The sequence below is a fragment of the Enterococcus sp. DIV0174 genome (assembly GCF_050529065.1).
GTDB classification, from domain to species: domain Bacteria; phylum Bacillota; class Bacilli; order Lactobacillales; family Enterococcaceae; genus Enterococcus_B; species Enterococcus_B thailandicus.
In genome coordinates this window covers 1636138-1661724 of the sequence record NZ_CP172881.1, presented here as the reverse complement: position 1 = coordinate 1661724, position 25587 = coordinate 1636138, and the positions used below count along the sequence as shown (strand labels likewise).

The window sequence follows — 25587 nt, the reverse complement described above, 5'->3', positions numbered from 1 at the left end:
TTCATGAAAAAAGTTTGCTATAATAAGCAGTCGAGTAAATTGCCCTGTCAGAAATAAACTGATAAAAGAAGGAGTTAGTTACATTGAATTATAGAAACGATATCCGTAACGTAGCAATTATTGCCCACGTCGATCACGGAAAAACAACATTAGTTGATGAGTTATTGAAACAATCAGATACATTAGACGCACATACACAATTACAAGAACGTGCGATGGACTCAAATGCATTAGAAAAAGAACGTGGAATCACAATCTTAGCTAAGAATACAGCTGTTGATTATAAAGGTATTCGCGTAAACATCATGGATACACCTGGACATGCGGACTTCGGTGGTGAAGTTGAACGTATCATGAAAATGGTTGATGGCGTAGTTTTAGTTGTTGATGCTTATGAAGGTACAATGCCTCAAACACGTTTTGTTTTGAAAAAAGCTTTAGAACAACACATTACACCTATCGTTGTTGTTAATAAAATTGACAAACCGTCTGCTCGCCCTGAACACGTTGTTGATGAAGTTCTTGAACTTTTCATCGAATTAGGAGCAGATGACGATCAATTAGATTTCCCAGTTATTTATGCTTCTGCATTGAACGGAACTTCAAGCTTATCTGATGATCCTGCAGATCAAGAAGCAACAATGGCACCAATTTTTGATACAATTATTGAAAAAATTCCTGCGCCAGTTGATAACAGTGACGAACCTTTACAATTCCAAGTTTCATTGCTTGATTACAATGATTACGTTGGACGTATCGGTATTGGTCGTGTGTTCCGCGGAACAATCAAAGTGGGCGATCAAGTTGCTTTGATGAAACTTGATGGAACAGTTAAAAAATTCCGTGTAACAAAATTATTTGGTTTCTTTGGTTTGAAACGTTTAGAAATCGAAGAAGCAAAAGCTGGAGATTTGATTGCTGTGTCTGGTATGGAAGATATCTTCGTTGGAGAAACTGTTACACCAGTCGATCATCAAGATGCTTTACCAATCCTACACATTGATGAACCAACTTTACAAATGACTTTCTTAGTTAATAATTCACCATTCGCAGGTCGCGAAGGTAAATATGTAACAGCTAGAAAAATCGAAGAACGTCTAATGGCTGAATTACAAACTGACGTGTCGTTACGTGTTGAACCAACAAATTCACCTGATGCTTGGACTGTTTCAGGCCGTGGGGAACTACATTTATCAATTTTGATCGAAACAATGCGTCGTGAAGGTTATGAATTACAAGTTTCACGTCCAGAAGTTATTGAAAAAGAAATTGATGGTGTAAAATGCGAACCTTTTGAACGTGTACAAATCGACACACCAGAAGAATACATGGGTAGTGTGATTGAATCACTAAGCTTGCGTAAAGGTGAAATGCAAGATATGGTTCATACTGGAAATGGCCAAATTCGTTTGACTTTCTTAACACCGGCGCGTGGCTTGATTGGTTACTCAACAGAGTTCCTTTCAATGACTCGTGGTTATGGTATCATGAACCACACATTCGACCAATATTTACCAATGCTAGCTGGTCAAATTGGTGGACGTCACCAAGGTGCATTAGTTTCTATTGATACTGGTAAAGCAACTACTTACTCAATCATGAGTATTGAAGAACGTGGAACAGTCTTTGTAGAACCAGGTACAGATGTTTATGAAGGTATGATCATTGGTGAAAACAGCCGTGATAATGACTTAACAGTTAACATTACAAAAGCAAAACAAATGACTAATGTTCGTTCTGCTAACAAGGATCAAACTTCTGTAATCAAAAAACCTAAGCAATTAACACTTGAAGAATCTCTTGAATTCTTGAATGATGATGAGTACTGTGAAGTAACTCCAGAATCAATTCGTTTGAGAAAACATATCTTAAACAAAAATGCTCGTGAAAAAGCATCTAAAAAGAAAAAATAATTCATTGATGAATGAATAATCTTAAGACCAGCTCGTTCAAAATGAGCTGGTCTTTTTTTACCTGTGGAGAAGTGAGAAAGAAAAGGAAGAAAAATCTCGTAAAAACAAATAAGGACTTTTAAAAGTTTTCTTAAAGTTTTAAAAAACCAGTGAAAATGTTTCATATTTTATATTTGTTTCACAAATGAAACGAGTACTTGTATTGCTCCAACTCTCGAAGTAAACTAAAAAAGAAAGGAGTCACAACATGTATGAAGTATTAAAAAAATATTTTGGCTATGAACAATTTCGTCCTGGACAGCAAGAAATCATTCAAAAAATTTTTGAACAACAGGATGTATTAGGAATCATGCCGACTGGTAGTGGGAAATCAATCTGTTATCAACTCCCGGCAATTATGATGGATGGACTAACAATTGTTGTGTCACCCTTAATTTCCTTGATGAAAGATCAAGTCGACGCTGCCAACCAACTAGGCATCCCTGCTACGTTTATCAACAGTTCGCTAACAGGAAAAGAAACAGCCGAAAGATTTCAGTTATTGAATCACGATCAGTGTAAATTACTTTATGTTGCACCAGAACGTTTTATTATGCCTGATTTTCAGCAGGCAATGAGCTATTGGAAAGTTGAATTGGTTGCAATCGATGAAGCACACTGTATTTCACAGTGGGGACATGACTTTCGTCCAAGCTATTTGCAAATGGCTGAAGTTTTAACTCAATTACCAAGTCGACCAGTAATTGTAGCGTTGACAGCGACGGCAACCATTCAAGTTGCTGCAGATATCAAAAGACTTTTAAAAATCCCTGATAGTAATCATATTCAAACTGGTTTTGCTCGGGAAAATTTGACCTTTCAAGTAATCAAAGATCAAAAAAAGGAACAATACTTAATTGAATATTTAAAAATCAACAAAAATCAATCTGGAATTATTTACGCGGCGACCCGAAAAGAAGTTGATCGTGTGTATCATTTGCTACAAAAGTTTGGGTTTTCAGTTGGACGCTATCATGGTGGACTAAATGAACGTGAGCGGACCGAAATGCAAGAAGCATTTTTGTTTGATCGTGTTCAGCTGATTGTAGCAACCAACGCATTTGGTATGGGAATCAACAAAAGTAACGTTCGCTTTGTCATCCATTATCAAATTCCTGGATCCTTAGAAGCTTACTATCAAGAAGCAGGTCGGGCTGGTCGAGATGGATTACCAAGTGAAGCAATTTTATTGTTTGCTGCTCAAGACATTCAAGTTCAAAAGTTTTTTATCCAACAATCACAGCGTGACGAAGGACAAAAGCAAAAAGAATATGAAAAATTAAAAGCAATGACTGAATATGCGTATATTGAGTCTTGTTTGCAGCAATATATCTTAAATTACTTTGGTGAAAAGAGTCTACCTTGCAATCGATGCGGAAACTGTTTAGACGATCGTGAGCTGATTGAAGTAACAACTGAAGCGCAAATGGTTTTGTCATGCCTTAAAAGAATGGGTGAAGCTTACGGAAAACAGCTTTTGATGAAAGTTTTGGCGGGTTCTAAAGAACAGAAAGTAAAAACGTTAGGATTTCAACAATTATCGACCTACGGGCTATTGAAGAAGCAATCTCAAAAAGATATTTTACAACTCATTGAGTATTTGATTTCAAGCGGTTATCTGTTATCTGTGACGGGTGAGTTTCCAGTACTCAAGGTGACTGATAAAGGAATCCAAGTGTTGAAAAATGAACAGAAGGTTTATCGAAAAGAAGCGAAGAAAGTTCGGCAATTGGCAGAAGATGATACTTTGTTTGAACAGCTTCGTGAGTTGCGAACTGACTTGGCTGCTGATGCAGGTGTGCCACCTTATGTGGTTTTCTCTGATTCAACATTGAAAGAATTGAGTCAGGTACGTCCAACAAATCGACTAGAAATGTTACAAATCAAAGGTGTAGGACAAAGTAAATTAGATAAATATGGCGAGGCATTTTTAAAAATTTTGAATGAAACAACTTAAAAAAATAACAAATAACTACTTGTTTTACAAAAGTGATTTTTTATTTTGTAGAAAAGTTTGTAACCTGAAAAAAATTTGTGTCTATGTAAGAAAAAAAGGATAAAAAAAGCGAGGAATCCCTTGATTTTACTGTTCGTTAAAAAATCAAGTATGTTATAATGAATAAATTAGAATAGGGGGTAGACATAGATGGATTCTCTAACCAAAGAATTCGCCGTTCATGTATTAAAGGAAGATGCAAATCGGATCAAACGATTGATTCGCAATCAAAAAAACAGTTTGTGTATTTCACAGTGCAAAGCATTTGAAGAAGTTGTTGATACGCAAATGTATGGTTTTTCTCAACAAGTTAGCTTTGCTATTCGTGTGGGAATCATTGGAAAAGACGAAGGACAGCTAATTTTGAGTGAACTAGAGCGTGAATTGAATCAGTTATATAATGATGTTTATCAGGAAAACTATGAAAAAAATGAAAGTGGCAAGGAGGAATAAACTTGCCTAAAAAAGTAAAAAAACGGCATTTAATGGACTATACGATTTTAATTCCCTATTTGATTTTGTGTGCACTAGGCTTGATTATGGTCTATAGTTCTACTTCATATTTATTATTAGAAAATGGTCAAAATCCCATGTCATCGGTGATCAATCAAAGTGTCTTTTGGGTATTGAGCTTAGTGGCAATCGCACTTTTATACAAGATGAAGACAGATGTTTTGAAAAATCAGCGACTCATTATGATTGCTTTTGTTGTCTTGGGACTCTTGTTGATAATCGTGCTATTTTTTGGGAAAGAAGTAAACGGAGCCAAAGGTTGGCTAACAATTGCAGGTTTTTCCATTCAGCCAGCTGAGTATTTAAAAATCATTGCCATCTGGTATTTGTCATTGACGTTGGCAAATCGTCAAAATGGTGTGCAGAAAGATTTTGTGGGTTCGATTAAACGACCCTTAGCATTGGTTCTCGGATTGACAGTTATCGTGGCTATCTTACCCGATTTTGGGAACGCAACAGTAATCTTCTTGATCGTTTTAGTTATGCTTTTAGCAAGTGGTGTAAACTACTACTACACTTGGATTGTCGGAATTGGTGGAGTTGGCTTAAGTATTTTTGTTATTTGGCTGATGAATGTTACGCATGGGAAAATTTTACCTGCACGTTTGCAGTACATTTATAGCCGCTTTTCGATTTTTCAAAATCCATTTGCTGATGAGCTGGATAAAGGACATCAAATGGTCAATGGTTATTATGCAATTTTCAACGGTGGTTTGTTTGGCCGCGGTTTAGGTAATAGTATTCAGAAAAAAGGATTTCTGCAAGAGGCACAAACAGACTTTATTTTCGCTATCGTTGTAGAAGAACTTGGGTTGATAATGGCAGTCTTGATTTTAGCTTTGCTATTTTTCATGATTGCTCGCATTATCTTAGTTGGAATTCGCTCAAGTGATCCATTTAATTCGTTGTTATGTATAGGAATTGGCGGAATGTTTTTGATCCAAGTGTTTATCAACTTGGGTGGGATTACTGGCGTTATTCCTTTAACTGGGATTACCTTTCCCTTTTTAAGTCAGGGAGGATCAAGTTTACTGATGCTCTCGGTGTGTGTCGGATTTGTACTTAATATTAGTGCAGATGAAAAACGGAAAAGTTTAGGATTATACTAAAAAAGATGTAGGAGTGGTTCGATGAAAAAGGTTTTAGTTGCTAACCGTGGAGAGATTGCCGTGCGAGTATTTCGTGCTTGTACAGAATTAGGAATTAAAACTGTTGGGATCTACGCACAAGAAGATGAATATTCTGTCCATCGCTTTAAAGCGGATGAAGCTTATTTGGTTGGTAAAGGGAAAAAACCAATTGATGCGTATCTTGATATTGAAGGAATCATTGAAATTGCGAAAGAATGCGGTGCGGATGCCATTCATCCTGGTTATGGATTGTTATCAGAAAATTTAAGCTTTGCTCGTCGTTGTGAGGAAGAGGGCATTATTTTTGTGGGACCTAAACTTCACCATTTAGATATTTTTGGTGATAAGATTAAAGCAAAAACTGCTGCAATTGAAGCTGGAATTGCTTCCATTCCTGGGACAGATGGACCAATCGCAACTGTCGAAGAGGCATTACAATTTGCTGATACTTACGGTTATCCAATCATGATCAAAGCTGCCCTTGGCGGTGGCGGCCGTGGGATGCGTGTTGCTTATGACGAAAAGAGCGCTCGTGAAGGGTATGAACGTGCTAAAAGTGAAGCAAAAGCTGCTTTTGGTAGCGATGAAGTCTATGCAGAAAAATATATTGGTAATCCCAAACATATTGAAGTCCAAATCTTAGGTGATACTCATGGGAATGTGATTCATCTTTTTGAACGTGATTGCTCTGTTCAACGCCGTCATCAAAAAGTCGTTGAAGTTGCACCATGTGTATCTTTAAGTGAAGAACAGCGCCAAAAAATTTGTGAAGCAGCTGTTCAGTTAATGAAACATGTTGGTTATGTGAATGCAGGAACTGTTGAATTTTTAGTGGAAGGGGAGAACTTCTACTTTATTGAAGTCAACCCACGTGTCCAAGTTGAACACACGATCACTGAAATGATCACTGACGTAGATATTGTAACTACCCAATTATTGATTGCCCAAGGAAAAGATCTCCATAAAGAGATTGGGTTGCCACAACAAAAAGATCTTCAATTGAATGGTTCAGCTATCCAGTGTCGAATTACAACGGAAGATCCATTGAACCACTTCTTGCCAGACACAGGGGAGATTGATACTTATCGTTCACCAGGTGGATTTGGTGTTCGTTTGGATGTGGGTAACGCCTATGCTGGTTATGTCGTTACACCTTATTTCGATTCATTGTTAGTAAAAGTGTGTACGCATGCGGCTGATTTTGATACAGCAATCCAAAAAATGGAACGTTGTCTGAAAGAATTTAGAATCCGTGGGGTCAAAACGAATATTCCATTTATGCTAAATGTGATTACTCACCCGGAATTTCAGTCTGGCCATGCCAAAACGACGTTTATTGATAATACACCTCAGTTATTTGAATTTCCACGTTTACGTGACAGAGGAAATAAAACAATGAAATATATTGGCGAAATCACGGTGAATGGATTCCCAGGAATCGAAAAAATGGAAAAACCATTTTATGATGAACCAAGAATTCCAACTTCATTGGAACTTCGTCAAGACTATGTGACAGCAAAAAATGTTTTAGATGATCAAGGTGCAGATGGTTTGGTTGATTGGATTACAAATCAAGAGAACCTTCTGTTAACAGATACGACATTTAGAGATGCACATCAAAGTCTGTTAGCTACGCGTGTAAGAACGCAAGAATTCAAGAAAATTGCTCGCTTAACTGGTGAGGCGTTACCTGAATTATTCTCAAGTGAGATGTGGGGTGGCGCAACCTTTGATGTTGCTTATCGTTTCCTAAATGAAGACCCATGGCAACGACTTAGAAAAATCCGTGCATTGATGCCTAATACATTACTACAAATGCTCTTTAGAGGATCAAATGCTGTTGGTTATTCTAATTACCCAGATAATGTTCTAGTTGAGTTCGTACAAGAAGCAGCGGCACAAGGAATTGATGTTTTCCGAATTTTTGATAGTTTGAACTGGACACCGCAAATGGAAAAAAGTATTCAAGCAGTTCGTGATGCAGGAAAAGTGGCTGAAGCAGCAATTTGTTATACTGGTGACATCAATGACCCAAGTCGTGCAAAATATAATGTGCAGTATTATAAAGATATGGCAAAAGAGCTGGAGCAATTAGGTGCTCATATCATTGCAATCAAAGATATGGCAGGTTTATTAAAACCACAAGCAGCTTATCGCTTGATTAGTGAATTAAAAGCAACAACAGACTTACCAATTCATTTGCATACACATGATACCAGTGGCAACGGGATCATTACTTACTCTGCTGCTTCAAAAGCAGGTGTTGATATCGTCGATGTGGCAATGAGTGCAATGAGTGGAAATACGAGTCAACCAAGCATGAGTAGTTTGTATTATGCTTTGGTAAACGGTCCACGTTTACCAGAAATCAATATTGAACATGCCCAAAAACTGAATCATTATTGGGAAGATGTCAGAATGTATTATAAGCCTTTTGAAAATGGCCTGAATGCTCCTGAAACAGAAGTGTATATGCATGAAATGCCTGGTGGACAATATTCGAATCTCCAACAACAAGCAAAAGCTGTTGGTCTTGGCCATCGTTGGGATGAAATCAAGAAAATGTATCATACAGTTAACCTGATGTTTGGGGATATCGTAAAGGTGACACCTTCTTCTAAAGTAGTAGGAGATATGGCGTTATTTATGGTTCAAAATGATTTAACAGAAGAAGCTATTTATGAAAATGGGGATAACTTGAGTTTCCCTGAGTCAGTCGTAACATTTTTCCAAGGAGAACTTGGTCAGCCTGTTGGTGGATTTCCAGAGAAACTGCAAGCAATCATCTTGAAAGATCGTCCAGCATTTACGAAACGTCCAGGATTATTAGCTGAACCAATTGATTTTGAAAAAGTAAAAGCAGAATTGGCAGAAAAAATTGGTTATACTCCTCGCAAAGATGAAGTGTTAAGCTATTTGATGTATCCACAAGTCTTTTTAGATTACCAAACGTCCTATAACCAATTTGGAGATGTTACGTTACTGGATACACCGACATTCTTCCAAGGAATTCGTTTGGGCGAAACAGTGAATGTTCAAATCGAGCGTGGGAAAATCTTGATTATTCGTTTAGATGAAATTGGGGAACCTGATATTGATGGAAACCGAGTATTATTCTTTAATTTGAATGGACAACGTCGTGAGATTCTCGTTAAAGACAATTCAATTATCAGCTCAGTTCAAACGAAACGTCGTGCTGAACCAACAAATAAAGAACAAATCGGGGCAACGATGTCTGGGTCTGTTTTAGAAGTATTAGTGAAAAAAGGTGACGTAGTCAAAAAAGGTGATACGTTATTGATTACAGAAGCAATGAAGATGGAAACAACGATCGAAGCACGTTTTGACGGAAAAGTCGAACATGTCTACGTGAGTGCTGGTGAAGTCATCAATTCAGGTGATTTGTTAATCGAAGTGACCGAACAATAAAATTTGATGAAGGGTGGAATTAAAAACGTGAAAAGAGTAGGATTGTTTACTGCCATCTTCTTTTTGGTAGTTGTGGCATTTTACATGGAACCTGTTTTCTTTCCACCTAAGACAGAAATCAAAAATGATCGAACTCAGCAAATAGAAGAAAATCAAATGACAACGTGGAAATATCAGGAGCTTCAAGCGACTGGTTTTTCCACGTACATAGACCAACCCGTTAGCAAGCTTGAAGCGGATTTTGGCAGTGCGCATGATCGATTAGCCAGTGGATTTGGATTTGAAATCAGATATTACCAAGATGCCGAAAAACAGCTTCTCTTAGAAGCAAATATTCAAGAGAACAAGGTGAAAGCCGTTAAGGTACTAAACAGTGCGAATGATCAGATTGCACCATTTTCTTTTGGCATGACGATGCAAGATTTAACAGCTTTTACAACGATTTATACGAATTTCACATTTGATTATCAAAAAGAAGAAATTGGAATCGAATTGATGGAAGAAGATATGAACTACCGTCCCTTGATTGCTTTTGATAACGATACTTTTGCAATTATGTTTTTTGATCAGACAACAAATGGTCTATTTGCAGTAACATATTTGGATAAAGAAAGCTTGCTGAAATTGCTTCCTTATCAAGTTTTTGGTGACAATCTGCCAACCTATCAACTAGATAAAGAAGCAGACTGGGATAAAATCAATCGGGTAAAAGAACAAAAAGGAACAGAACTACTTAATCAACTGAGAGAAGAAGATAGTTTACCTGCTTACCGACAGATGTTACTTTTTGAAGAAAAAACAAAACATGTTTTATCAAGCTTTTTGACTAAACCAGAAGATTACTTAACACCAGAACGAGTAGAAGAATGGCAAGCAGCAGTGACTTCTTCTAAAACAATGAAACGTTTCTCTCTGACTGGTGATGAGTTGATGGATATTCTTGAAAAAAATCAATTGAAGCAAACCACTGGCTTGTTTACGCACCCGATGATTGACCCAACCTTTTCTTTTTTACAGTGGTATAGTGATCCGTATACACACGAGCGTTTTATGAGTGAATCGGCTGATACATTAGCAATTGCCTTTTCAAAAGAAAATGTGTTAGTCTTATTGCAAGAAGAGCAGGAAGAAAGTAGTGATAGCAGTGATCATTAATGAAGAATTATTTTGCTTAGAAGATCAATGTCAACAAGTGGTTCAGCGTATTCGTGAAAGTGAAACATTTCGTGCATATCTGATAAGTAAAAGAGTCATGAATCACTCTGATGAAGTTGAAGAGCTAAAAAAAGATTTTTTAACGAAAAAAGCTAGCTTTGAGCAAATTGCCGATTATGGGAAGTATGCCCCTGATTTTCGAGAAAAACAACGTGCAGTCAGAGCTGCCAAAAGAAAACTAGACTTAACGGATGAAGTGTCAGAGTTTCGGGTAAATGAAACACAATTACAAGGAATTTTGGATGAGATAGGGCAACAACTTGCAAGCGGGATTTCCAGTGAAATCAAAATTGATGCAGGTAGTCCGTTTTTTGAAACAAGTAAACATGCTGGATGCGGAGGGAACTGTCATGCAAGTTGATAAAACTAACTTTGAAATAACGAAACGTCGTGGAATAATCGTTTGGGTATACAGCTTAAAACAATTAAAAAATCTAAAGAAATTTGGGTTACTCCACTATGTCTCAAGAAGAATGAAATATGTTGTTCTTTACTTAAATGAAGAGACATTTGAGCAAACACAAGAGAGAATCCAAAAGCTTCATTTCGTTCGGCGAGTAGAACCTTCTTATCGTCCTGACATTGAAATGAATTTTGCAGAAAAAATTGGTTCTAAAGATGCAATCAAAGATGATGGCTTTGAAATCGAAGAACTAAGCACAGAAATTCGTTTAGCTGAAAATATTTAAGTCATACTTTCATAGATAAAAAAGAGTGAGGACTGTAAGTTACTAAGAAATTGTTTGGTGACTTGCAGTCCTTTTTTTGTCAGGTTTTGGTATACTAGTAAAAGCGAGAAACAAGGAGTGAGCATATGCGAGTTATTTCCGGAGAATACGGCGGACGCCGATTAAAAAGTTTGCCTGGTGCAAATACGAGACCAACAACTGATAAAGTCAAAGAATCGATTTTTAACATGATTGGCCCTTACTTTGACGGTGAGCGAGTATTAGATTTGTTTGCAGGTAGTGGTGGATTAGCAATTGAAGCTATTTCACGAGGCTGTTCACACGCTGTTTGTGTGGATAAAAATTATCAGGCTTTAAAAATCATCAAAGAAAATATTGCAATCACCAAAGAACCAGAAAAATTCACTACATTGAAATTAGATGCTGATCGTGCAATCGAACAATTAGCAAACCAAAAGGAGCAATTTGATTTTCTTTTTTTAGATCCCCCCTACGCAAAACAAAAAATCGTGGATCAAATTGAGAAAATGCTAGAACTTCGTTTGCTCAAACCAGATGCGATTATTGTGTGTGAAACAGATAAAACAGTTGAGCTTCCTGAAACGATTGAAAGTTTGACACAAATCAGACAGCAAAATTATGGGATTGCTGCTGTAACTATTTATCGAAATGAGGCGAAAGCATGACACGTGCATTATTTCCTGGAAGTTTTGATCCTTTAACAATGGGGCATCTTGATACAATTGAACGAGGAGCAGAGTTATTTGATGAAGTCATCGTTGGCGTGTTCGTCAACACATCAAAGAAAAGTTTGTTTTCGGCAGAAGAACGAGTGGTGCTTATTACGAAAGCTGTTGCACATTTACCAAATGTTCGCGTGATTCACCAAGAGCATCAGCTAACTGTAGAAACAGCAAAAGAATTAGGTGTTAAAGCGTTGATTCGTGGGATTAGAAATGTGAAAGATTTTGAGTATGAACGAGGTATTGCTCAAATGAATCACCACTTAAATAGTGAATTAGAAACAGTTTTTCTTTTAGCAAAACCTGAGTACAGCCATATTAGTTCAAGTTTGTTAAAAGAAGTACTCTATTTTAATGGTGACGTAAGTATTTATTTACCACCAGTAATCAATGAAGCTTTAGCTAGAAAGCAGGATCAAAATGAAGCTTAAACCATGGATCAAAAGTGTTATTATCGTACTGATTGGGCTAGCGGTGGCAGCCTTTGTAATTGTTCCACTGCCATTTTATATTGAGGCACCAGGGGCAACAATCAATTTAAAAGAACTGATTACTGTTGATGGAAAAGCAGATGAGTCATCAGGTTCGTTTTCTTTGACCTCTGTAGGTATTCGTCAAGCAACAGGTTTATTAGCAGTTAAAGCAAAGTTCACCGATTTTGAAGATATTATTAGTAAAGAAGAATTGACAGGTGGAGCAACGAGTGAAGAATATAATCAGATGCAAAAGTATTATATGGAATCTTCACAAAATGCGGCTATCGAACAAGCGCTTAAATTAGCAAACCAATCGTACACAATGAAGTTCGAAGGCGTGTATGTGATGAGTGTTGAAAAAAATTCAAATTTTTATGGCAAACTGGCTGTGGGAGATACCGTAACAAAAGTCGATGGCAAAACATTTAAGAGTTCTGAAGAATTTATGAAGTACATCAAAAGCCAAGAAGTTGGGCAAAGTGTAACAGTGACATTCTTACATGCTGGAGAAGAAAAAGAAGCGACTGGCGACTTAATTAAGTTATCTACAGATAAAAAGCCAGGAATTGGGATTACTTTGACAGATCATACAGAGATTTCATCTGATACAAACGTAAAAATTAATGCTGGTTCCATTGGTGGTCCTTCAGCAGGATTAATGTTTACCTTAGAAATTTACGATCAAGTAACAGGAAGTAATCTTCGACAAGGAAAAGCGATTGCTGGAACGGGTACGATTAACAGTTCGGGAGAAGTTGGTCGAATTGGCGGAATCGATAAAAAGGTTGCAAGTGCAAATCAAGCAGGTATGGATATTTTCTTTGCACCAGATGATACGCTAGATCCTGCAATTAAGAAAAAATACCCAGAACTAAAATCAAATTACGAAGAAGCAAAAGCTGCTGCCGAAAAACTGGACAGTAAAATGAAAATCGTTCCGGTTAAAACGGTACAAGATGCGTTAAATTATCTAAAAAAGATGAGCTGATTTAAACACTAGACGAAAAGTTCGGACAACTTGTTCCGGATTTTTCGTTTATTTTTTTGAAAAACAAATGCATTAAGAGCGATGAGATTGTCAAAAAATTGCGAAATAAAAAAATAAAATCTCATTTCGACGTAACTAATTGTGAATGGGGAAGTACCAAATAACAAAATGGGAACAAAAAAAGTGGAGAGGAGCGATTTCCAAATGTTGGCAAAAGTAGTTGCATCGTTGAAAGCACAATTAGCCCAGATCTATCATAAATTTGTCGAATCACCTAAACTTGTGGTCAGTCTTTTTTTAGGATTAATATTACTTTGTCTGGGTGGAGGGATCTATTTTTTTCAAATAAATACAATGAAAAAACTTCCAGCGACAACGATAGACCAAACAATTTTAACGACTGAGACGACAGCCAAAGAGCAGAGGAGTAGCGCAGTCGAAGAAATATATGTGGATATCAAAGGAAGTGTTAAGTATCCTGGTGTTTATTCTGTGACGCAAAGCCAACGTATAAAAGATTTGCTAACTAAAGCTGGTGGATTGACCGAAGACGCAGATGCGAGTCAACTTAATTTTGCTGCGAAGCTGGTTGACCAACAATTGATTTATGTTCCGAAAATCGGAGAGATTCGTTCACATCCGCCACAGAGTCAAACATCAACAGCCACAGATTCAAAAATCAATATCAATACGGCTGATATTTCAGAATTGCAAGAATTATCAGGGATCGGGGCAAAGAAAGCGCAAGACATTATCAACTATCGTGAAGAGAATGGGCACTTTAAATCAGTAGAAGAACTACAGGAAATATCGGGAATCGGGGAAAAGACGGTTGAAAAACTAAAAAACTTAGTTACAATAACAATAGACTAACTCACAGAGGTGAAGAAAATGAGCAATGATCGAATTCCTTGGGACCAGTATTTTATGGCCCAATCTGTATTATTATCTTTACGTAGTACGTGTACACGATTAGAAGTCGGAGCGACTTTGGTTAGAGAAAAACGCATCATTGCTGGTGGATACAATGGCGCTGTAAGTGGCGATGTTCACTGTATTGATGAAGGATGTTACATTGTCGACGGTCATTGTCTGCGAACAATTCATGCGGAGATGAACGCTTTACTTCAATGTGCAAAGCTAGGAATCCCCACAGAAGGTTCAGAGATTTACGTGACCCATTTCCCATGTTTGGCTTGTACGAAAGCATTATTACAAGCTGGTATTACTAAAATCAATTATCTACATGATTATCGAAATGATGCGTATGCACTTTCGTTGATTGATCAAATGGGTGCATCAATCCATCAAGTATCACTAGATTCAGCCTACTTCTCTAAACTACAAAGAGAGCTATCTGGTGAACACGTTTAGTTTAAAACTTTGTCTTGTCCAAAATCGCTTGATTTTTCCTGCATTGATTTCTGGCTTGATTAGTTTAAGTTATTATACAGAAAGCTGGCAATATCGTTTGATTTTTGCCAGCCTTTTTTTCTGGATTTGTTTAAAAGAAGATCGTTCGATTTTGTTTTTAAGCTTAGTTGGTGGCGCTCTGGTATTTTCATCTTGTTTATTTTTAGAAAAACCAGCGATTCAACCAAAGGTGTCAACTTCCAGTAGCTTCATGATTAACACTGATACAATGCGTGAATCAGGTGATTTTATTACATTGATTGGAACACTGATAGATGAAAAACAGCAAAAAATTCAGTTGAGTTATCGAGTCCAGTCTGAAGAGGAACTGATTCAAATTAAAAATCTTCGAGGAACAGCTTTTATTTTATGGGCAAGCGGTGAGTTCGAAGAGCCTGAACGAGCGCGAAATCCTTATAATTTTGACCAAACCGCCTATTTTAAGAGCCAACGAATAATGGGGAAATTTACAATTCAAAAAGTAAAAAAAATTCAAGAGCATCATACTTGGCGTAATTTTTTACAACGAAAAAGAGCTGCTGGAATCATGCACGTCAAAAAACATCTACCAGATAAAGTAGGGGTGTATGTTAACGCTTTACTATTTGGTTACAAAGATGCGACTTTCACTGACTCCCAAGAAGTGTACCAAGATACGGGCTTGCTTCATTTATTCAGTTTGTCGGGACTACATATCCAGGTCTACTTAGGTTGGATCTATTATGTTTTTAGACGACTGGGAGGGACAGTGCAAGAAAATACTGGTTTCTTGCTGATTATCACACTATGTTATGTTGTACTATCCGGGGGATCTGTGTCTATTTTACGTGCGAGCTTCTTGTTTTTACTTCGTCTAGTAGGAAAGTGTTTTAAGTTACGATTGTCTGCAATGGATCGTTTCGCAGTTGTTATGTGGCTATTGTTGTTGCTGGAACCTTTGACACTTTATCAAACTGGAGGTCAATTAAGTCTTTGGTTTAGTTTTTTGTTTATTATTTTGCCGTTATCGGAAAGAAGGCAAGGCATATTTCAATATTTTATGAAGTTGGCTATCTTTAGCATAGTCATGATGCCATTAATCATTTGGCATTTTTTTCAATGGCCAATTTTTGGGATGTTCTTGACACTACTCTTTTTACCGTTATTTGAATACTTATTGTTGCCGCTTGTAGTTAGTATTTTCTTTTTACATAATTATCTACCAAGTAGTCTTTTATTTGCTTTAAATGAAGGATTAGGTTATTTGGAGCAATTGACGAAGCAACTGACATTTGGCAATTTGATCGTTGGGCGCCCAGATAGTTTACTCTTTTTGTTAACTATGGTATATCTGTTATCTCTTCACACTATTTCTTTTCGAAAAAATGATTTGTTTAAACGGATGATCCTTTCTTTTTTTGTTCCGTTCATTTTGTGTCATGGAACAAAGTTTGATTTGACAACCTCAGTGACTTTTATTGATGTTGGCCAAGGAGATAGTATTCTTTTAAAGGCACCTAATGGACGAGAAAACGTTTTGATCGATACAGGTGGTAAGTTATCCTTTAATAAAGAAAAGTGGCGAGAACGTCCAAAACGAGCATACTCTGATTATAATCTCGTTCCGTTTTTAAAAGGACAAGGAATCAGAACAATTCATCGATTGATTTTGACCCATGATGATACAGATCATGTAGGTGAACTTGCTAATTTAGCAAAACATTTTACCATTGAAACTATTTTTATCGGTAAAGGGTCTGGGAAAACGAAAGAGGTCAAGAACCAGCTGAATCAACTAAAGAAACAAGGGACAATTGTTCAAGAAATAGGTGCGGGGCAAGAAATCACTGGTTATTTTGGACTGCGCGTATTGGCACCTTTGAGTCAAGGAAAGGGGGAAAATGAGGACTCTGTTGTTCTTTTAGCAGAAGTCAACCAACGAAAATTTTTATTTTTGGGAGATTTAGACCAAACAACAGAGGAAAAAATAGCGAAGCGATACCCTCTGTTAAGAGCGGATATTGTCAAGTTAGGACACCATGGAAGCAGAAGTTCAACCAGCCCTTTATTGATGTCACAACTTCAAGCAAAATTAGCAATTATTTCCTGTGGAGCAAATAATTTATATGGTCACCCACATCAAGAAGTGTTAACTAGTTTAACGAAACAACACATTGCCTACCGTAGAACAGATGAGGAAGGAATGATTCGTTTTCTTTGGAAACCATTTGATGTAGCAGAGGAAATTCAAACGATGGAAGGCTGGTAATTCAATTCTTGAAATGGTAGGATAAGTTTTGAAAGTGGTGAATAATTTGAGCGTGCAAGCAGACTTACAAAAAATTCGCAAAGAAAAATTACAACCTTGTTACTTAGTTTTAGGAACTGAAAAATTTTTACAAGATCAAGTGCGAGAAGAAATTTTGAAAAAAATACAAGTTGATAGTAAAGATGACTTAAACTTTTTGAGTTTTGATATGGAAAATGCTAGTTTGGACGAAGTAGTCGCAGAGGCGGAAACTCTTCCATTTTTTGGAGAGCAACGATTAGTATTCGTAGAAAATCCTTATTTTTTAACTGGTGAGAAAGTTAATAATGGGATTGAGCAAAATACCGATTTATTAGTCGATTATTTAAAAGCGCCATTAGAGTCCACCGTGTTGGTTTTCTTTGCACCGTATGAGAAGCTAGATGAACGAAAAAAAGTAACAAAGCAGTTAAAAAAGACAGCAATCACAATTGATGTTAAGCAACTAAATGAAAAAGAAGTCCGTCAATATTTGATGAACACGCTAAATAACTCAGAAATTGAGATGGATCGTTACGCAATCGATTTATTTTTACGATTAACGGATCTAGATTTATCAAAATTGATGCGAGAGCTGCAAAAATTAATGCTTTTTGCACAAGACCAAAAGAAAATCACGACCAAAGAAGTGGAACAGCTTGTGCCTAAAACGCTGGAGCATAATCTTTTCGATATGACACAATATGTGTTAACTGGGAATACAGAACAGGCATTGCGACTATATGAAGATTTAGTCTTGCAAGGAGAAGAAACAATCAAAATCAATGCCATTTTATTGGCACAATTGCGCTTATTACTACAAACAAAATTTTTAATTAAAATTGGCTACCAGCAAGCAAATATTGCAGAAACATTAAAGGTCCATCCTTACCGGGTCAAGTTAGCGATGCAAGAAGTTCGTCGTTTTGACGAAGGATTATTGATACGACTATTTGATCGATTGGTGGAGTTGGATTACCAAATCAAAACAGGGCAGATTGATAAAGAATTAAGTTTCCAACTATTTGTTTTGCAAGCTGGACAATTAGTTAGGAAGTAGACAAAAACATAACTGAACATAGAATTCGTGACATAGGATTCGAGAAAAAAAGTGTATGAAACAATACGCAGTTATTTTTGTTTGGCGCGCTGATTTTGCTTAAATTTATAGACGTGTGTTTAATAAGTTAAAGAAAACAATCAAACAGGGGGTTAGGACAAAACATATTGGTTTTGTCCTAACCCCCTGTTTGATAATCAGCAAATAAAAAAATCGGCATCAGCCGATTCTTTTATTATTTAGCAATTTTTTTGCTTAAACGAGATTTGTCGCGGTTAGCTTTGTTTTTGTGGATTAGACCTTTTGACTCAGCCATGTCGATTGCTTTAACAGCTTCTTTATATAACGCATCTACGTTTTCAGCACCTGAAGCAACAGCGTCTTCAAATTTCTTGACAGCAGTACGCATAGCGCTTGTTTGAGATGAATTCTTTACATTAGCGTTTTCGCTTGTGCGAACGCGTTTAATTGCAGATTCAATGTTTGGCATTAGTTTCACCTCCGATAATTTAAGTTCTTACGCGAGTTACCGCATAATTCAACATTCATTATTATACCTAAAGGAAGCTAGCTTTGCAATATGAACATGACAAGTTTTTTTCCTTAACAGTAAAAGAACGCAATTTTTTTGGTTGTTTATCAATAAATGAATAAAATAAAGCACCTGACAGTGAGCTAGGGAAGTAGGCAACAAAAAAACGCTATTGTGGGAGACAATAGCGTTAACCAAACTAGATTAGATCTATAGTTTAAAACAAAATTTGAATGGGAATGTTTGGTACATGGATATTATATAACAAGTGCTACCGTTTGCAAAGTATTTTTTGAAAAGGGATTACATTCTTGATTTAATAAATGTTTATGATTGAAATCATTAGTTATTTTATAACTTTGAAAATATCATGAAAACAGTTACTCAGGCGTGCCGACGATTTTGATATATTCATCAATATTTTTGATGATCATCTTTTTGATAACTAATTGATTTCTACGGTTCCATTTTCCTGAAACTTCTAGGACATACTTGTTCAATGGTAAGCGTAAAATATATTTAGCTAAATAACGATCTTTTAACAAGCCGTTAATTACGCGATCTTCAAGCTGAAGATTGATGCCAGTTAGCATCATAGGTTGTTCTTGTAGTACATAAGTATCTATTAAAAGACCTTCAAAGGTTTCCATGAGCGTCTTCCTTTCTATTAATTGTAACAATCTGACATCATTTTCTGATGTTCTTAACATTTAGTATAGCAAAAAAAGTGCATTTGAGCCAAAAAAGAAAAGAGTTGTCACCAGAAGTCTTTCGGCTAGGCAGCAACTCTTAAACGAACAAAAGATTGAGAAAAATCAATCGTTGTGATTTAAAATTTAAATTGGAAAACATTTTGGATCAAGTCAGGAAAGAGAACATATGCTAAGCCTAAAATCAATAGAATAGCCAAGACAAACCAGCCAATAGTACCAAAGAAATATTTTATTTTTTCTAACATTGCATTCACCTCCCTATCAGTATACCATGGATTTTGCATAATCATTTATTAAGAAACAGCAAAATATCAATGTTCTTGTTGAAAACTAAGGTGCATTACACGAAAATATTCGTTACAATATGAGAGAAAAGGAGTGGTTTGATGTTTATTTGGTTTGTTCGTTTGTTGACAGCCGCTGTCATGGTTGTCACATTCATCCCAGATACTCCATTAGTTTTTTTACCAGTTAACACGTTTCTTGCGTATCTTCCTATAGAATTATCCTACCAGATTTTGCGAAATAAGACCAAAAAGAGTAGTAATGTATTGTTACCAATCTGGTTACTCTTTTTTCCTAATATCCCTTACTTATTAACTGACTTTGTTCACGTAAAGAGACTGCACATTTATGCGCCAGCCGAGTTAGCTGGGATACCAGATGTTAGACACTGGACGCTGTTCGTGATTTTAGCGTTATTGGTTTTTACGTATGTTTTATTAGGATTTACTTTAGCTGAAAAAATCATTGAAACGTTCCCGCTATTTGGGCAAACGAGAGCATTGAAAAATTGTTCATTGATGATTTTTTCATTTTTATCTTCGCTTGGAGTGTATGTAGGAAGATTTCCACCGAGGATTCATTCAATTTATTTGTTCAAAGAACCTTTGAGGGTCATTCAAATTGTCTTTTTTGAATGGAGCTTTGAAAAATTATTGATTATTTTGTTATTTACTGTTTTTCATCTTTGGTTATTTTTTATGTTTTGGCTTATAAAAAAAGTTGTCATGGAAGCAGAAGGTGTCAAATAAATAGAAAAAAAGCTTATCTTAGTGTGACTCAATCGTCGAGATTACGACTTGTTTTGGGCACACCAAAGATAAGCTTTTTTATTTTCCGATTGAAATGAGTTGTAAGATACAATAGGCGATGCCAGATGCAATAACAGGCCCAGCAGCAATTCCTTTTAGGAAAACAACTCCAAGAATTGTTCCAAAAACTAAAGCTACAGTAATCTGAGGATCAGAAGCAATCAGACCAACTCCCTTTGAAGAAAGGACCGCAACCAAACCACCACAAAAAATAGCAACCCAGCCCATTGGTGATTTAAAAGCTTCTAACAAGTCTTTTAAACCAATTTCGCCCGTAGCGATCGGAATCAAAATTGTTGCAGTAATGATGGTAACTCCGATATTGATCCCTTTTCCTTGAAGCCAAGGATAGATATTTTTTGAAAGGGGAATCAATTTAAGTAAGAGTACAAAACCTGTCGCAATCAGTAAGCTTTGGTTTTTTGCAATAAATGCAATCAATAAAATAAGACCAAGAAATAACCAGCTTTCCATTAAGAGACCTCCTTTATTTAGAAGTTAATCATACCATTTCAATTATCCAAACAAAAGTGGAGATGTGGTGAAGCAATGAGAGAATAGAAAAAAGTTCGTGGATTGAAACACAAAAAGGCTGTGAGGCTCGTTCGTGCTTTAAATAATCAGAAAAAAATTATTTCTTAAAGGCAAACGGGGGTTCACAACCTTTTTAATTTTAATGTGTAATTGCCGCTTGGTACAATGGACAAGGTGTGCATCGTTTAGAATCATCGTTTTTCAAAGGCGCTAATGGTTGTAACATTCGTAGTCCGTTGAGAATCACTAAAATAGTACTGCCTTCATGACCAATCACACCAAAAGGTAAATTTAAAAATTGAAGGAAGTTTGAAAGAATCAATAAAACAATTACACCAACAGAAAAGACGATGTTTTGCTTAATGATTCGTTTTAATTTCAAGGAGAGACGATGACTGTATACTAATTTGTCTAAGTCACTATTCATTAAAACGAGGTCGGCAACGTCAATCGCAATATCAGTTCCTTTTCCCATAGCAATACCAAGGGTCGCGGTAGCTAAAGCTGGTGCATCATTCACACCATCACCAACCATTGCATTTGTCTGATACTTTATTTGTTCTTGTTTGATGAGCGCTGTTTTTTCTTCAGGCGTACACCCGGCATGAAAAGCGGAAAGACCTACTTGGGTAGCAATTGCTTTGGCAGTCCCAAGGTTATCGCCAGTAATCATACTGGTATGAATAGCAGATTCGTTGAAATAATGAATAGCAGCTGCCGCATTTGTTTTGGGAACGTCTAACAGACCAAGAATCGCTAATAGTTCATTTTCTTTTGAGAAGAAAATAACAGTTTTGCCTTGCTTCTCTAGTTCTTCAACAAGACTCGCCAATTTTTCATCTTTTTTAATCTCAGCTAGTGAATAAGCATGCTTTCCGACATGCCACTGACTTCCTTGATAGTTGGTGGTAAGGCCAAAACCAGTGATTTCTTCAACAGTCAATTGTTGAAATTCTTTAGTTGATTGACTTCCAAAATGAGTTGTAATTGCTTCAGCCAATGGGTGTGTTGTTTGGCTTTCCATAGCAACTAAAACGTTTTTGCTGACTGGATCATCTGTTAAAAAGAAAGAATCCGTTACAATTGGTTTTCCACGAGTCAGTGTTCCAGTTTTGTCAAAAGCAACTGCCTTTAATTCAGCCAACTGTTCTAAGTGAATCCCACCTTTGATTAAAATCCCGTTTTTAGCAGCGTTTGATAACGCAGCTAAGGTTGCGGGTGTTGCAGAGGCGACGAGGGCACAAGGTGAAGCGACAACAAGTAAGACCATTCCTCGGTAAAAACTTTCTTCCCATGTCCATCCAGCCAAAAAGGGAGGGAGAAGAATCATCAGCGGAACGCTAAGCAGTACGAGTTTGACATAAGTGTTTTCGATTCGTTCGATGAAGGAAGCTGTTTTTGTTGGCGTATTTTGAGCTTCCTCAACAAGTTGGATAATTTTAGCAAAAACTGTATCCGAACTAAGTTTCGTCACGGTCATCGTAAAGGGGTTTCCTTGATTCAACGTTCCTGCGAAAACTGGATCTTGCTGTTGTTTTTCCACTGGTACGGATTCACCGCTGATTGCTGCTTCATCAATTGTTGCTACTGGGCTCGTTAATTGACCATCGATTGGAATTGCTGCACCTTTAGGAACAAAGACTTTATCGTTGATTGTTAACTCAGTTACATCGACTTCCTTTGTTTCGCCACTTTCAAAAAGTTTTAAGGCACGTTGTGGTTGCAAATTCATCAAAGCGGTAATTTCTTTTTGACTTTTATTTGTCGTATATTCTTCTAACGCGCCACTTAAACAAAAAATAAATGTCAGCATGGCACCTTCAAAATAATTTCCAATCAAACACGCACCAATAGCGGCGAGAGCCATGAGCAAATCGACATTTAATGTATGGTCGAAAAATAATTCAGTCAAACCTTCCTTTGTCTGCTTAAAGCCACCAATTCCAATTGCCAAGAGATACAAGAACGGTGCAAAGGGGAGGGCAAGTTTAGTAAAGATGAAGCCTAAACTCATGAATACAAAACAAAAAATCGTAGAAATAAATGCTTTTCTTTTAAAAAGTTCCATTGGGCATTCCTCCTTCTCAAAATTACTATAGCATAGTCAAAATCTAATTGATAATAAAATATGCTAATTGAGAACGATAATGGTTATCAGTTGTATTTGCAGATTCTATCTATTATTCAAATAATAATTATTATCAATAAAACAATAAAAAAAGAAGCTGGGGTCAAGAGAAACCCCAACTTCGTTTCTTATTTCCTACATACTAATAAACCAATAACCAATTAAAATAATTCCTAGAATAATTCGATACCAACCAAAAGCAGTAAAGTCATTTTTCTTCAAGTAACTTAATAAGAATTTGATTGCTAAAATAGAAACAATGAATGAAACAAGTGTACCGACTAGTAAAACGACGGTTTCTTCAGTTCCAAAAGTATTTCCTTCCATCAAATACTTCACGATTTTCAACCCGCTAGCTCCAAACATCACTGGAATGCCTAAAAAGAATGAAAATTCAGTTGCAACAAAACGTGAAGCACCAATAATGATTGCACCTAAAATTGTTGCGCCTGAACGAGAAGTCCCAGGAACAAGTGCCAACACTTGGAATAAACCAACCATCAAAGCTGCTTGATAAGTAAAATCGTTTAATGATTCCCAACGTGGTTTTCTTGTTTTGTTTCTTTTTTCAACGATGATAAATGCAATCCCATAAATAATCAAAACAATAGCGACTGACAAGAAGTTATGAAAATGTTCCTCCAACCAATCATCAAGTGGTAATCCAATAATTACAGCTGGTAGACAAGCAACCACCACTTTGAACCATAAAGACCAAGTATCTTTTTTCTCAATTGCTGTTTTACTAGGTGAGAACGGGTTTAACTTATGAAAATAAAGAACTACGACGGCTAGAATCGCACCTAATTGGATGACCACGTTGAACATTGACATGAATTGTGTGCTAGCATCCAGTTTGATGAATTCGTCAGCTAAAATCAAATGGCCAGTGCTACTAATAGGTAACCACTCGGTAATGCCTTCGATGATTCCCAAAATAACTGCTTTAATAACATTTGCAAAAAACATAAATTCCTTCCTTTCCAAACAAAATACATGTTATAGTATACCGTTCTTTTTTTTGAAAACCAAACTGTTTTAAAATATTAAGAAAAAATTTCTAAAGTTCCTTTCAACGCAAAAAAACAACTACGTCAAGAAAGTCAACGTAGTTGTTTTTTCGAGTATTTTTGATTATAGAAAAGAATCATGAGTAAGTTCTTTTCCTTTTTCAATATAGCTAACATCATTGATCCCTAAAATAGTAAATTTTCCATCTTGATAAGAAACCTTTGTCACGCTACCATTTTGCAAACCAGCACGTACAGGTTGTTTTCCATCAATCAAATTTAGTAAGAAGGCAATCGTTAAACCATGTGAAACGACTAGAACATTTCCGCCACCGTGTTTCTCGCAGTGATGTGCGATATCTTCGAAGCCATTCCAGACACGTTCTTTCAGTGTTTGATAAGTTTCAGCCCAGCCTGCAGTATCTAAATCATAGACAGCATTTGCAATCTGTTCAAAGGTCACATCAGTGGTAAACATTTCATCAGGTGTTTGAAAATTCAAGACACGAGGGATGACACCCCACATTTCTTTATCATAGCCACCTTCAAGTGAACCAAAACACCACTCGCGAATTCTTGGGTCGATTGAATATGGAATTTCTTTTCCTTTTAAATGCTCCCCTAAAATCGTACGAGCAGTTTCGATTGCGCGACCGCTATCACTTGAATGAGCAAAAGCGAATTCAATTTCTTTTAATCCACGTCCCAGATGACGTATACCTTCTTTTCCTTCACGTGTGAGTGGCGTATCACACCAACCTTGGACACGCTCGATCGTATTAAACATGGTCTTTCCATGTCTGACAATATAAAGAGTTGTTTCAGTCATTTGAACATTCCTCCTAAAATAGATTATGCATTGAAAAATGGATTTGTTTGTTTTTCATGTTCGATGGTAGTCGCGTCACCATGCCCGGGATAGACCGCGAATTCATTTGGTAAAATAAATAATTGCGTTTTGATACTATCTAGTAATTGTTCTAAATTACCAGTATACAAGTCTGTTCGTCCAATACTTCCCCGGAATAATGCATCACCAGAGACGACAAAGTCATCAAAAATAAAACTGACACTTCCAATTGAATGTCCGGGGGTAGGTACGACCCGAAAATGAATGTCACCGAGTGTATATTCTTTCATTTCAAATTCGTATTCAGCAGGGGCAACGATAATATTATTGATGTCATCGTGACGACCAAGCCCAGAAAGGTTAAGGATCGGATCGCCTAACCAAGATTGTTCTAGTGGGCTGACATAAACAGGGATGTCATAAAAATGACGTAGTTCTTCCACGGCACCGATATGATCATAATGCGTGTGTGTCAACAGAATAGCTACAGGTTGCTGAGTGGTTTTAGCGATTTGCTGACGAATCAAATCAGCGTCTTCTCCGGGATCGATAATTAGTAGTGCCTCGTCGTTATAAACTAAGTAACAATTTTCTTCGATAGGCCCAGTTTTTAGACGTTCAATGTGCATAAGAATTCCTCCAATATGTTTTCAAGCAAGTCGAATTACTTACTATAGTATAACGTATTCATCCTGATCAAACAAAAAAGCTCACTTATCTGAATTATCAGACTATATGAAAAGTATTTATAGATTTTAAACGGAAGGATAGTGAGTTTTCATCACATTTTAATTTGTCCTTGTTATATTTAACTCATCCAAAAATCCAAATTCTATATCCTATATCCCTGCCCATC

General features: G+C 36.6%; 24 protein-coding genes. 16 read left to right on the top strand and 8 right to left on the bottom strand.

Annotated features, from left to right (window positions below; translation table 11 throughout):
• The first annotated feature begins 83 nt into the window (after positions 1–83).
• The 15 genes from typA (at position 84) to holA (ending at position 17870) form a co-directional block, all read left to right on the top strand.
• Positions 84–1913: a translational GTPase TypA gene (gene typA / locus IGJ93_RS07850; RefSeq protein ID WP_067481262.1), complete on the top strand. Its 1830-nt coding sequence runs from the start codon at positions 84–86 to the stop codon at positions 1911–1913.
• Between the two features lie 247 nt (positions 1914–2160).
• Positions 2161–3909, top strand: a complete 1749-nt coding sequence (recQ, locus tag IGJ93_RS07845; protein WP_430596912.1) for a DNA helicase RecQ — start codon at positions 2161–2163, stop codon at positions 3907–3909.
• Between the two features lie 189 nt (positions 3910–4098).
• The gene (locus tag IGJ93_RS07840) at positions 4099–4401 is read left to right on the top strand and encodes a YlaN family protein (RefSeq protein ID WP_086270880.1); all 303 of its coding nucleotides are present in this window, start codon (positions 4099–4101) and stop codon (positions 4399–4401) included.
• A 2-nt stretch (positions 4402–4403) separates the two neighbouring features.
• A complete protein-coding gene (locus tag IGJ93_RS07835) occupies positions 4404–5570 on the top strand; it encodes an FtsW/RodA/SpoVE family cell cycle protein (protein WP_067481268.1) in 1167 nt (388 codons plus the stop codon).
• Positions 5571–5591: 21 nt separating this feature from the next.
• Complete coding sequence (locus IGJ93_RS07830; protein WP_430596911.1) at positions 5592–9020, top strand: pyruvate carboxylase; 3429 nt, start codon at positions 5592–5594, stop codon at positions 9018–9020.
• Positions 9021–9047: 27 nt separating this feature from the next.
• Positions 9048–10175: a CAP-associated domain-containing protein gene (locus IGJ93_RS07825; protein ID WP_285701669.1), complete on the top strand. Its 1128-nt coding sequence runs from the start codon at positions 9048–9050 to the stop codon at positions 10173–10175.
• Positions 10165–10596 (top strand): YlbF family regulator, encoded by a 432-nt coding sequence (locus tag IGJ93_RS07820; protein ID WP_271015680.1) that lies wholly within the window; start codon positions 10165–10167, stop codon positions 10594–10596. Before IGJ93_RS07825 ends, IGJ93_RS07820 begins: the two co-directional genes overlap by 11 nt.
• On the top strand, positions 10586–10924 hold the full coding sequence (locus IGJ93_RS07815; RefSeq protein ID WP_067481272.1) for a YlbG family protein: 339 nt from the start codon (positions 10586–10588) through the stop codon (positions 10922–10924). The genes IGJ93_RS07820 and IGJ93_RS07815 overlap by 11 nt, the downstream gene beginning before the upstream one ends.
• Positions 10925–11049: 125 nt before the next feature.
• Complete coding sequence (gene rsmD / locus IGJ93_RS07810) at positions 11050–11610, top strand: 16S rRNA (guanine(966)-N(2))-methyltransferase RsmD (protein ID WP_285701671.1); 561 nt, start codon at positions 11050–11052, stop codon at positions 11608–11610.
• On the top strand, positions 11607–12098 hold the full coding sequence (gene coaD / locus IGJ93_RS07805) for a pantetheine-phosphate adenylyltransferase (protein WP_067481276.1): 492 nt from the start codon (positions 11607–11609) through the stop codon (positions 12096–12098). The genes rsmD and coaD overlap by 4 nt, the downstream gene beginning before the upstream one ends.
• On the top strand, positions 12088–13131 hold the full coding sequence (locus IGJ93_RS07800; RefSeq protein ID WP_284590426.1) for a SepM family pheromone-processing serine protease: 1044 nt from the start codon (positions 12088–12090) through the stop codon (positions 13129–13131). Before coaD ends, IGJ93_RS07800 begins: the two co-directional genes overlap by 11 nt.
• A gap of 204 nt (positions 13132–13335) precedes the next feature.
• Positions 13336–14004 (top strand): helix-hairpin-helix domain-containing protein, encoded by a 669-nt coding sequence (locus IGJ93_RS07795; protein ID WP_285701674.1) that lies wholly within the window; start codon positions 13336–13338, stop codon positions 14002–14004.
• An 18-nt stretch (positions 14005–14022) separates the two neighbouring features.
• A complete protein-coding gene (locus tag IGJ93_RS07790; RefSeq protein WP_067481282.1) occupies positions 14023–14505 on the top strand; it encodes a ComE operon protein 2 in 483 nt (160 codons plus the stop codon).
• Positions 14492–16792: a DNA internalization-related competence protein ComEC/Rec2 gene (locus IGJ93_RS07785; RefSeq protein WP_285701676.1), complete on the top strand. Its 2301-nt coding sequence runs from the start codon at positions 14492–14494 to the stop codon at positions 16790–16792. The genes IGJ93_RS07790 and IGJ93_RS07785 overlap by 14 nt, the downstream gene beginning before the upstream one ends.
• Before the next feature lie 34 nt (positions 16793–16826).
• A complete protein-coding gene (gene holA / locus IGJ93_RS07780; protein ID WP_067481287.1) occupies positions 16827–17870 on the top strand; it encodes a DNA polymerase III subunit delta in 1044 nt (347 codons plus the stop codon).
• 235 nt (positions 17871–18105) lie between these two features.
• Here holA and rpsT read toward each other — a convergent pair whose 3' ends face one another.
• The 3 genes from rpsT to IGJ93_RS07765 all read right to left on the bottom strand — a co-directional run bounded on the left by rpsT (position 18106) and on the right by IGJ93_RS07765 (position 19360).
• Positions 18106–18360 (bottom strand): 30S ribosomal protein S20, encoded by a 255-nt coding sequence (gene rpsT / locus IGJ93_RS07775; protein WP_067481289.1) that lies wholly within the window; start codon positions 18358–18360, stop codon positions 18106–18108.
• 422 nt (positions 18361–18782) lie between these two features.
• Entirely contained in the window at positions 18783–19052 is a 270-nt protein-coding gene (locus IGJ93_RS07770; RefSeq protein ID WP_067481291.1) for a hypothetical protein, read from the bottom strand.
• A gap of 179 nt (positions 19053–19231) precedes the next feature.
• Positions 19232–19360 carry a hypothetical protein gene (locus IGJ93_RS07765; RefSeq protein ID WP_256869128.1) on the bottom strand — a complete coding sequence of 43 codons (129 nt, stop codon included), beginning with the start codon at positions 19358–19360 and terminating at the stop codon, positions 19232–19234.
• Between the two features lie 141 nt (positions 19361–19501).
• Between IGJ93_RS07765 and IGJ93_RS07760 the strand changes: the two genes are divergently transcribed.
• Complete coding sequence (locus IGJ93_RS07760) at positions 19502–20149, top strand: DUF1361 domain-containing protein (protein ID WP_082294061.1); 648 nt, start codon at positions 19502–19504, stop codon at positions 20147–20149.
• 78 nt (positions 20150–20227) lie between these two features.
• Here IGJ93_RS07760 and IGJ93_RS07755 read toward each other — a convergent pair whose 3' ends face one another.
• The 5 genes from IGJ93_RS07755 to IGJ93_RS07735 form a co-directional block, all read right to left on the bottom strand.
• Positions 20228–20683: a DUF441 domain-containing protein gene (locus tag IGJ93_RS07755; protein ID WP_067481293.1), complete on the bottom strand. Its 456-nt coding sequence runs from the start codon at positions 20681–20683 to the stop codon at positions 20228–20230.
• A 199-nt stretch (positions 20684–20882) separates the two neighbouring features.
• Entirely contained in the window at positions 20883–22811 is a 1929-nt protein-coding gene (locus IGJ93_RS07750; RefSeq protein ID WP_067481294.1) for a heavy metal translocating P-type ATPase, read from the bottom strand.
• A gap of 195 nt (positions 22812–23006) precedes the next feature.
• The gene (locus tag IGJ93_RS07745; RefSeq protein ID WP_067481296.1) at positions 23007–23840 is read right to left on the bottom strand and encodes an undecaprenyl-diphosphate phosphatase; all 834 of its coding nucleotides are present in this window, start codon (positions 23838–23840) and stop codon (positions 23007–23009) included.
• Positions 23841–24005: 165 nt separating this feature from the next.
• Positions 24006–24710 (bottom strand): histidine phosphatase family protein, encoded by a 705-nt coding sequence (locus tag IGJ93_RS07740; protein ID WP_071869210.1) that lies wholly within the window; start codon positions 24708–24710, stop codon positions 24006–24008.
• A 23-nt stretch (positions 24711–24733) separates the two neighbouring features.
• The gene (locus tag IGJ93_RS07735; protein ID WP_067481300.1) at positions 24734–25360 is read right to left on the bottom strand and encodes an MBL fold metallo-hydrolase; all 627 of its coding nucleotides are present in this window, start codon (positions 25358–25360) and stop codon (positions 24734–24736) included.
• Between the last annotated feature and the right edge of the window lie 227 nt (positions 25361–25587).